Here is a 10,235-nt window from a genome sequence, read left to right on the forward strand (position 1 = left end):
CTTCTTTTCCCAAGTGTTAACTTATCTCCCGTCACCCCTCATCTTGGGGCGACTTGTACTACTATACCAGCTTATTGCTTTCATGTCAACAGGTTCTTAAGTGGTTTTTTATGGAAGTGTCTATTGTCTATTTTCTATTTATATAAAACCCTCTGCTATTTCTTTTATATAAGTTTATTTATCACAGCTTTATGCTTTACGTAAAACTATTTTAACATTAGATCTCTGTTAAATATCATTGGTGATTAAATAATGATGCTAAGAGCTGCTGTAGATTTCTATAAGACATCATCATTCCTCTTTAAAATGTCTTAAATAAAAAAGATATGTCCATAATTGATCCTTCGTTGTTGTTTATCAAATTTTATTAAATATTTAGATTTTTAAAATTTTTTTATTACAAATGTAAAATAATATTGACAAATGTAACTACCCGTGTTAATCTTTAATTGTAGCGTTACAAAATCACAATTAGTGAGCAAATGTAATTTAAAATATAAAGGAGGTTTCAATTTATGAGTAACACAACACATCGTATGAATCGAATTTTTAGACCAAACAAAAAAACATTTATTATGGCTATGGATCATGGAGCTAACTTTAATGTATTGCCAGCTATGAAGTATCCGGGAAAAATTATAAGAGAGGTTGCAAAAGCTGGTGCAGATGCTTTTTTATCAACAGTAGGTATGACTGATAAATTTGCAGATGATTTCTTAGGTAAAGGAATAATCTTGCGTATTGATGGCGGTGTTTCTTTTTTAGGTGATCGTTCTAAACCGCTTCAGACAGTAGTAACAGCGGAAGATGCTCTTAGATTAGGTGCTGACTCTATCATTACAATGGGTTTCCCAGGATCTAAGTTTGAAAACGAAACACTTAGTGCTCTTTCTCGTAACATAATGGAAGCACACAAATGGAATATTCCTGTAACATCTGAAGCATTACCTCGTGGCTTTGAAGGTGGAGAAGATGCAAGAACTCCAGAAAACATTATTTTTGCTTGTCGTCAAAGTGTAGAGCTTGGTGCTGATATTATTAAGACAGAATACACGGGTGATCAAGAAAGCTTTAAGGAATTAACTGAAAGTGTATATGCTCCTGTTGTTATTTTAGGTGGAGCTAAGAAAGTTCCAGAACGTCAACTTTTACAGGAAATAAAAGATGCTCTAGAGGCAGGTGGTGCAGGTGTTGCCATGGGACGTAATATATGGGGACATGAAAATCCTGCAAAATATGCAGCTGCTATAGCAAAGCTTATCCATGAAGATTGTAGCGTAGATGCAGCTCTTAAAGAGTTGAATTCAATATTCTAGACGAAAAAGGAGGAGATTGAATGAGTAAGTATAGAGTAGGTGTAATTTCTGGTATTAAAGAAATCACAACACATGAGCTAGAACTGAAACAACCTCAAGGAAAACAAGTGCTTATAAAAGTGGATTCTTGTGCAATTTGTACACTTGAGCAACGAATATATGATGGTGTTATGAAAAGATATCCATTTGCTGGTGGACATGAAGTTGCTGGAACAGTAGAAGAGGTTGGTGAAAATGTAAAAAACGTAAAGCCTGGTGATAAGGTTGCAGTACGTTTACTTACATCTTGTGGTGAGTGCTATTATTGTAGAAGTGGCAATGAAAATCAATGTGAGGTGTCCTTTATGACTACCATTCATGAAGGGTTTGGAGGTCCAGGAGGAATTGCGGAGTATATGCTGCTTGATGCAAATAGGGTATATAAAATGGCAGATGATATTGACCTTGCCCATGCCTCGTTAACAGAACCATTGGCCTGTTGCATACATAGTATTAACAATGCATCGATTCAACTTGGTGATGATGTTGTTGTTATTGGTGTAGGAATCATGGGAGCCTTCCATATACAGCTTGCAAAATTAAGAGGTGCAAGGGTAATTGCTTGTGAAGTAGATGAAACAAGACTTGAAGTAGCTAAAAAGCTTGGTGCTGATGTAGTTATTAATTCCAGCAAGGAAAATGCTATTGAAAAGGTAAAAGAACTTACAGAAGGACGGGGAGCAGATGCAGTTTTTTGTACTGTAGCATTAACTGCTCTTGCGGCTGACAGCATTGCTATGACAGGTAAACTTGGCAGAGTTGTAATGTATAGTTCTTTCCATCCAGATAATCCAATAGAACTAAGTGTTAATAAGGTTCATTATAGCGAAATGATTATTACAGGAGCAGTAAATCCAGGAACTTCTGATTTCCTGATTGCAACAAAGTTATTATCTAATAAACTTATAGATGTATCTGATCTGATTTCTGGGATCGAGCCATTTGACCAAGTAGATAAAGCATTTGAAAAGGCATTGGACCCATCAACATATAGAGTTATAGTAAAGTGCAATGAGTAATAAACTTCAAAACAGTTAGAGGATTTGTTAAGGTTGAATCACTATATTTTATGAAAATATGCTCAGTAACTAATATATATCAAGATTATGAGCTATAACATGGCAAAAGCATGAATAAAAGTTTTCCATAGTAGTAATATACGAGCCAACTCAACAAAGTAAATTTAAACATAATATTATAGGCAGAGAATATATTCATGCTTTTATCGTGTGAGCTATAAGGTGTAATCTTGCACTTGCAATTGTTTTATGAGATAATTGGTGCATAAAATATTAATAAAATGGAGTGATATCAACAGATGATTAATGATAATGTTTTAGAAAATCCACGACTAGATTATATAAGAATAGCAAATTATTACTATAAGGCTGGCCTTACTCAAGAAGAAATTGCTAAAAACATGAATATGTCTCGTCAGCGTGTCAATAGAATGCTAAGTAAATGTCTTGAACTTGGTATTGTTAAGATAAGTATTGAAGGTGTTGACGACACATATTTAGGTTTAGAAACCGAACTTGAAAAAAAGTATAACCTGAAAGCAGTGCGTATCTCAGGTAATGTATCAGAAGAAAATGTATATGAAGAAATAGGCAAGGTCGGTGCTCAGTATTTAACAGGACTTATAGGTAAGGGAGATGTTATTGGATTTTCCAGAGGAAGAAGCATATCTGCCTTAGTAGAACATATGCCTGTTAATGAAATTAGTAATATTACTGTTACTCAACTTATGGGTGGTTGGAACAATCAACAAACAAAAATAGAAGTTGATGATATTGTTCGGCGTTTTAGCGAAAAAATAAACGCTACACCTATCGCACTTTATGCACCTGTAGTAGTAAATAATCCTGAATTTCGCAAAGCCATTATGAATGAACCTTTTTTTTGTGAGGCATACCGTGTAATTAAATCCTGCTCTATCGCTGTAGTAGGTATTGGGGATGCAACATATAAGGATAATTCATCTGATATCAAAGGTAAGTACTATGAGTATTATGAGTGCTGTGCTAATAAAAATGCAGTAGGTGAAATATGTGCACGCTTTTTTGATATTAATGGACAACCAGTAAAAACATCGCTTGATGAGCATGTGATTACTGTAGAACTAAAGGATTTTCTTAAAATACCTATGCGTATTGGTGTTGCAGGCTTACAATCTAAAACATCTGCAATTCTTGGTGCCTTAAGAGGTGGATATATCAATTCATTAATCACTGATTTTGATACTGCTCAAATATTATTAAATCAAAAAGATAAATAGCAAAATCACATTGTACTAATTACCTCCTTTATTAATATAGTTACAGCATGTTTAAAGTAGAAGTGATATATATTAGCAAACAAATAAAAGGAGGGGTTTTCATGTCAAATAGTAACATTAATAATCAACAAGGTTCTCTTAGTTTAGTTGCCTGTATTACTATCCTTGTAGGTGGAATGATTGGTAGTGCAATATTTTCTCTTTCAGGAATGACAATATACTATGCAGGACCTGCAGCGATTATTACTTGGATAATGGCAGCGATAGTTTTGCTTATGTATGGTCTACAGGTTGCTGAGCTTTCCACTATTTTCCCAAAATCAGGTGGTGTATTTGTATTTCCATCAAAATCTCTTGGTAAAACAGAAAAACAAGGTAAAATTTGGGGTTGGATTTCTGTTTGGGGGTATATCAATGCCAATATAGTTGGTACAGCTTTTGCAGCTATATACGTAGCCACGTACCTAAGTGTTGCTTTTCCAATATTTGAAGGTAAACAAGTTTTTTTAGCAGTTCTCTCTTGTCTGATTTGTTGCATCCTTAACATACTTAAATTTAGCGTTACAGGTAAGGCTAATACGTTTTTAGTTTCTTTACTAGTAGCTACTATGTTGGTTTTTATAGCTGTCGGTTTATTTGGAGGAAATTGGGATACTTCTTTAATTACTCCTTTTTTTACACAAGGTGTGAAGGGTGGTACGGGTTTCATTAGTGCTATTCCAAATGCTATGTTGGCCTATGGTTCTATAGTTGCTATTGCATTTATGGTTTCTGAAGTTAAAAACCCTAATGTAAACGTTCCTAAATCAGTTTTGATAGCTATGGGAATTGTAGTTTCTTTATATTCTTTGATTATTATTACAACAGTTGGTCTTGTTACAGCTGATTTTCTACATGAAAATCCTGGTATGAGGTTTATTCCTCTTTATGCAGCTGCATTTACTAAATTATCAGCGTTTCCATGGCTTCCTAAAATAATATCTATTTCTGCTGTTCTAGCCCTCCTTACAACAATGCTTGTTCTAATTGCACTTACATCAAGAGCTATTGCAGCTGCAGCAGAAGGAGGCATGCTTCCTAAAGGACTTGCTAAGTTAAATCCAAAAACTGGTGTACCTCTTACAGCTACTATTGTTGTCGGTATTGCAAGTATTGTTATATCATGTTTTCCTCAATTTACAGCTGAAATAGTTAACCTAGGTTCAGTGTTTGCTGCCGTTACTATTTCTATTAACTGTATTTCATTGCTTGTTGCCCGTAAAAAAAATCCATATGTTCAAGGAAATTATCGTGCACCTGGTGGTTCTATACTTCCTATTGTTACACTTATTATTATTGTTTCATCATATATCCCTGGTATTATTAGTGGTGCTTCATTGTGGTACTATACTGCTATTTGGTATAGCGTTGGTGCAGTAATTCTTATGAGTGCTCTTTCACGAATGAAGGAATCGGAAAAGAAAGGGAGTAATGTTAACAGCTAAAAATATATATAAACAATAATTACTTTATATAAAAAGGAAGGGGCTATTAAGGTGAGACTTATTAATGGTAACGATTTTAAAATGGATAATACATGTGTAGCATTTGGTCAATTTGATGGACTACATAGAGGACATCGTGCTGTAATTGATAAACTTATTGAACAAAAGAATAAAAACCTTACATCGGTTATGTTAAGTTTTGACTACAACCCTACAAATATTTTTGGAGTAAATGATGTTATCTATACAGAAGAAGAAAAGCAAATTATTTTAGGTGAAAACCCTCCTGATGTAATGATTTCTTATCCTTTTACTTCAGAAATGGCTGCCATGAAGGCGGAGGTATTTATAAAGGATATTTTGGTGGATCAACTTGGAGTAAAGGTTGTAGTAGCTGGTGAAAACTGTAGGTTTGGTAAAGATTGTAGTGGAAATATAGAAACTTTAAAACATTATGCTTCTATATATGGTTATGATGTTATTTGTTTAGAAACCATCAAAGAGAATGAACAAACAATTACATCTAGTATAATTCGAGAAGCATTTGAGGAAGGTTTTCTTGATAAGGCTAATCACCTTTTAGGACATATCTTTAAAATGTTAGGTGAAGTTGTTCATGGGAAAGCCATAGGGAGAACGGTAGGTATGCCTACAGCCAATCTGGGAGTTCCAAGCAATAAGTTAATACCAAAACATGGGGTATATGCTACTTTATCAGAAATTGATGGTGAGGTGCTCCAAGGTCTTACGAATATAGGGTTGCGTCCATCTGTAGATGATCATAGTTACGTAACGATAGAGACCTTTTTACTTGACTTTTCTAGAAGTATTTATGGAAAAAAAATAACGCTCGATGTTCATTCATACATTAGAGGAGTACAAAAGTTTAAAAATATTGATGAGGTTAAAAACCAGGTGGATAAAGATATTGAGTCCATAAGATCATATCTTAATGCTATCCAGTAATTAACAATAAGGGCTGTAAAAAAAGTGTTAACTTTTATTGCAGCCTTTATCTTTAGAATATAATTTATAAAGGGAGATGAGATAATGAAAGATATGTATTCACCTTTTGTAACCAGTAATTTTATTGTAGGGAGGGGCTCCATAAAGTTTATAAGTCAATTGAATAAAAAGCGGGCTGTGGTAATTTATGATGGAAGAATTATGTCAGATGCTACCAAGGAACAGCTATTAACCCTTGTTTCTGAAAATGGAGGAGAGTGCAGGTTTATTGCGGATATAAGAAACGAACCATATTTTAGTGATATTGTAAAAGCGGCGGATGACATGAATGAATTTAATCCCGACTTAATTATCGCTATTGGAGGAGGTTCTGTACTGGATACAGCTAAAGCTATGCACTTGTTTTATGAGTATCCTGATATGAGTGTAGAGGATTCTCTTATACCATATAACTTGCCCGAACTAGGAAAAAAAGCAATTATGGTTGCCATACCAACCACCAGTGGCACAGGTTCAGAAACAACTTCAGCAGCTGTATTTATTGATCACGAAACAAAAGCCAAACGTCTAATGCTCTCAAATGAGTTAATCCCTGCTTATGCCATTCTTGATGCTGACTTTACAGATACTTTGCCAAAATCAGTAGCATCTCACACAGGTATGGATGCATTAACCCATGCCTTAGAAGCATCTGTATGCGTAACTGCTTCTCCAATGGTGGTTTCGATTGCAATTAGTGCTGCTCTTGATATACTGGAAAATCTAAAAATTTCAGTTTTAGGCAATGAAGATGAAAAACTCAGTGCTAGAGAGGCCTGTCATGTAGCTGCAAGTCTTAGTGGTGTTGCAATTACCAATTCATGTGCTGGACTTGCACATGGCTTTGATCAGCCTGGAGCATATTTTGATCTTCCACATGGTATGGTGTGTGGTTTATTGCTACCATATACAACTGCTTTTGCAAGTCCTCATCCATCTTATGCTAAACTTGCAAAACGATTAGGACTAAAAGGGGATAGTGAAAAAGAATTATGCCAAAATTTAGTTGATTATCTTGTGAACTTCAATAAAGCTATAGGGATTCCCTTAAGTTTTGCAGAAGCTGGTATAGATGAGGAAATATTTTTTGATAAACTAGAGGACTTTGCTACTCTGGCAATTTCAGCAGTGGCTACAAAACTATCACCTAAAATTCCATCTCTTGAACAGGCAAAAGAGTTACTTAAAAATGCATATTATGGAAACAAGCCTTTTATATCATCTGAGGTATAACAAAATATATTGTTAATAAAAGTTAACATAAAACTTTTTTAAAAATAATTAATATATTTATCTTGGGATTGGAAATTTGGATTTTCCTATGCTTTACAATAATTTCTTGGTTCCTCACTACTCTTTGAAAACTAAACACCAAGTACATTTAAACTCAATCTTTACTCTCAAATCAAAGTGATGAAGATTACGATACTTATAGGCTCTATGTTTAACTTATTATTACCTTCTGTAAGACTATTAGACATCTTAAAATCATCGTAGGTTTTCAATCCGATCACCACCTTATTTTGTTGTATTGGACATATTTCATAATAATTGGTGTATCGGATTTTTTATACTTTTTTTACTAGTATTTTTCCAAGCTGTTTTTTAAAATTCTAAATATCTTATAAGAATCGTCGTTGAACCATGAATATTGTAATCATAATTGTAATTTTTCAAATAAATATTCCAGATAATAAAAGGGGTTTAGGCTGTTAACCTTAGTCTTTTCTACCAGATTATATATAATAGCGCTTTAAACCTCACCACTATTTAATTATTTACCTATGGACAATAATAAAAATAGAAGACATTATGAATCTATGGAGGTTATTGTTAAAACTACTTTAGAGGCAATGTTACAATAAATAATTTTTTTAAATAAAGAACATATTAACTTATCATTAAAAAGGAGGATGTGGAATCATTATGAGGACATTAAAAACTCAATTTATAGTTATATTTACTGTGCTTATACTTGGTTTAACAGCAACACTAGGATTTGTAACAGTAAGAATGGTTAGTAAAAATTTGATAGAGAGTTGCTATGGAGAGTTGCGCTTATTGTCTGAGGAAAGAGCTGACTACATAAAATCTATAGTTGATGGTCATATATTTTATATAGAAGCTATAGCACAAAATAACAAAATTATTAACGAAGATATTCCTTGGGAGGAAAAGGTATCCTATTTTGAGGAGGAAGCTAAAAGAACAGGCTATATTCAGTATTCCTTTGCTGATAAAAATGGGGATGCAATAGTATTTAATCAACAAAGAGATGCCCTAAATATTAAGAATGAAGATTATTATCAAAAAGCGATGTCTGGCAAATCATCTATATCAGATATTATTATAAGCGATGTAACCAATGAGCCGATAGTGATAGTTGCATCTCCAGTTATAAAAAATAATGAAATTTATGGAGTTTTTTATGGGGTAAAAGAAGGAACTTTTTTATGTGATATCGCTAGTAATGTTAAATATGGTGAAACTGGTTTTCAGATTATTATAAACCATAAAGGAACAACAATCGGTCATGCTAATAGAAACCTAGTTATAAATCAAAGTAATATTATACAGAATGCTAAAGAAAATCCTTCTTTTCAAAGTTTAGCAGATTTGATAGAAAACACTATTTTAAAAAGAGAAGTTGGTAATGGAGATTATGAATATGAAGGAATAAAAAATGCAGTTGGTTTTTCTCCTATAGAAGGGACTCCATGGATTATAGTTTTTGGATTAGAAATCGATGAAGCATTAAGGGAAGTAAAGGCCTTCAACAATCTTTTTATAATACTCTCTATAATTATATTGCTAGTTGGTGTCATAATTACTTATTTTGTTAGTAGTAAAATAACCAAGCCTATCGTGTCTATTACAGATAAAATTAATCAATTAGCCAACCTAGACTTTACTATAAATGGTGATGTTAACGCTGATAAATATTTTAATCGTAAAGATGAAATTGGTAGTATGACAAGAGCATTAGAAGAAATGCGGGATAATATTGCAAAGTTTATCATGAAAACTTCAGGATCATCAGAAAAAGTAGTTGAAACATCAAAAAAGCTAACGGTTATATCTAGTCAATCAGCTATGTCAGCAGAAGAAGTGGCTAAAACTGTTGAGAATATTGCTGCAGGTGCAAATAGCCAAGCTAAAGATACGGAAGTATCTGCTTTAAGTGTAGAAGAAATGGGAACTTTATTAGAAAAAAATAAAGACTATACAAAGAAATTAAATAACACAGCAAAAGATATTGAAAAAGAAAAAGAAGAAGGCTTTAGTATATTAAAAGATCTTGTACTAAAGACAAAAGAAAGCAACATAGCGTCAGAAGATATCTATGAAGTTATACTAAGTAATAATCAAAGTGCAGAAAAAATTGAAGAAGCAAGTACCATAATTCATTCTATAGCAGATCAAACTAATTTACTGGCCCTAAATGCAGCTATAGAGGCGGCCCGTTCAGGAGAGCAAGGCAGAGGCTTTGCAGTAGTAGCAGAAGAAATTAGAAAATTAGCAGAACAGTCTAATAACTTTATAGTAGAAATAAAAACATTAATAGTAGAATTAAAAACAAATTCTCAAAACGCAGTAAATAAAATGAATGAAGTTAAAGGGATTTCGGTGGAACAATCACAAAGCGTAAATCAAACAGAAGAAAAATTTAAAAGAATAGCTAATTCTATAGAAGTAACTAATGATATAATTAAAAAACTTAATGAATCAGCAGAAGCTATGAATGAAAAAAAATCTAAACTGATAGACTTAATACAAAATCTATCTGCTATTGCACAAGAAAATGCAGCTGGCACTGAGGAAGCTTCAGCATCTATAGAAGAGCAATCAACAAACATAGAAAAAATATCAAATGCTAGCGAAGACTTAGCCCATATTGCCGAGGAATTACAAAGTATTATTAGTAAATTTAAGATTTAATTGACAATAATGCCCTTCAGCAGTCTGGATCTTAACCTAAAAAAAGAACTCTACAGAAAATTGTAGAGTTCTTTTTTTATCACGTCGCAACGACCTACTCTCCCAGGCAGTCTCCCGCCCAGGCCCATCAGCGGTTAAGTAGGCAGCTGAAATCTTTGATTTCTTGCTGGTCAC

General features: G+C 33.3%; 7 protein-coding genes. All 7 read left to right on the top strand.

Annotation, left to right across the window (positions count from 1 at the left end):
- Positions 1–515: 515 nt before the first annotated feature.
- The 7 genes from BLS22_RS14655 to BLS22_RS14685 all read left to right on the top strand — a co-directional run bounded on the left by BLS22_RS14655 (position 516) and on the right by BLS22_RS14685 (position 10,061).
- Positions 516–1,316 (top strand): class I fructose-bisphosphate aldolase, encoded by an 801-nt coding sequence (locus BLS22_RS14655; protein ID WP_090555099.1) that lies wholly within the window; start codon positions 516–518, stop codon positions 1,314–1,316.
- A gap of 20 nt (positions 1,317–1,336) precedes the next feature.
- Positions 1,337–2,374, top strand: coding sequence for a zinc-dependent alcohol dehydrogenase (locus BLS22_RS14660; protein ID WP_090555100.1), 1,038 nt, complete (start codon positions 1,337–1,339; stop codon positions 2,372–2,374).
- 299 nt (positions 2,375–2,673) lie between these two features.
- Positions 2,674–3,633, top strand: coding sequence for a sugar-binding transcriptional regulator (locus tag BLS22_RS14665; protein WP_090555102.1), 960 nt, complete (start codon positions 2,674–2,676; stop codon positions 3,631–3,633).
- 101 nt (positions 3,634–3,734) lie between these two features.
- Complete coding sequence (locus tag BLS22_RS14670; RefSeq protein WP_090555103.1) at positions 3,735–5,117, top strand: APC family permease; 1,383 nt, start codon at positions 3,735–3,737, stop codon at positions 5,115–5,117.
- A 51-nt stretch (positions 5,118–5,168) separates the two neighbouring features.
- Positions 5,169–6,083, top strand: coding sequence for a bifunctional riboflavin kinase/FAD synthetase (locus tag BLS22_RS14675; RefSeq protein WP_244269571.1), 915 nt, complete (start codon positions 5,169–5,171; stop codon positions 6,081–6,083).
- An 84-nt stretch (positions 6,084–6,167) separates the two neighbouring features.
- Positions 6,168–7,355 carry an iron-containing alcohol dehydrogenase gene (locus BLS22_RS14680; RefSeq protein ID WP_090555105.1) on the top strand — a complete coding sequence of 396 codons (1,188 nt, stop codon included), beginning with the start codon at positions 6,168–6,170 and terminating at the stop codon, positions 7,353–7,355.
- A 693-nt stretch (positions 7,356–8,048) separates the two neighbouring features.
- Complete coding sequence (locus BLS22_RS14685; RefSeq protein WP_090555107.1) at positions 8,049–10,061, top strand: methyl-accepting chemotaxis protein; 2,013 nt, start codon at positions 8,049–8,051, stop codon at positions 10,059–10,061.
- The last annotated feature ends 174 nt before the right edge of the window (positions 10,062–10,235 follow it).

This window comes from Natronincola ferrireducens (assembly GCF_900100845.1).
GTDB lineage: Bacteria > Bacillota > Clostridia > Peptostreptococcales > Natronincolaceae > Natronincola_B > Natronincola_B ferrireducens.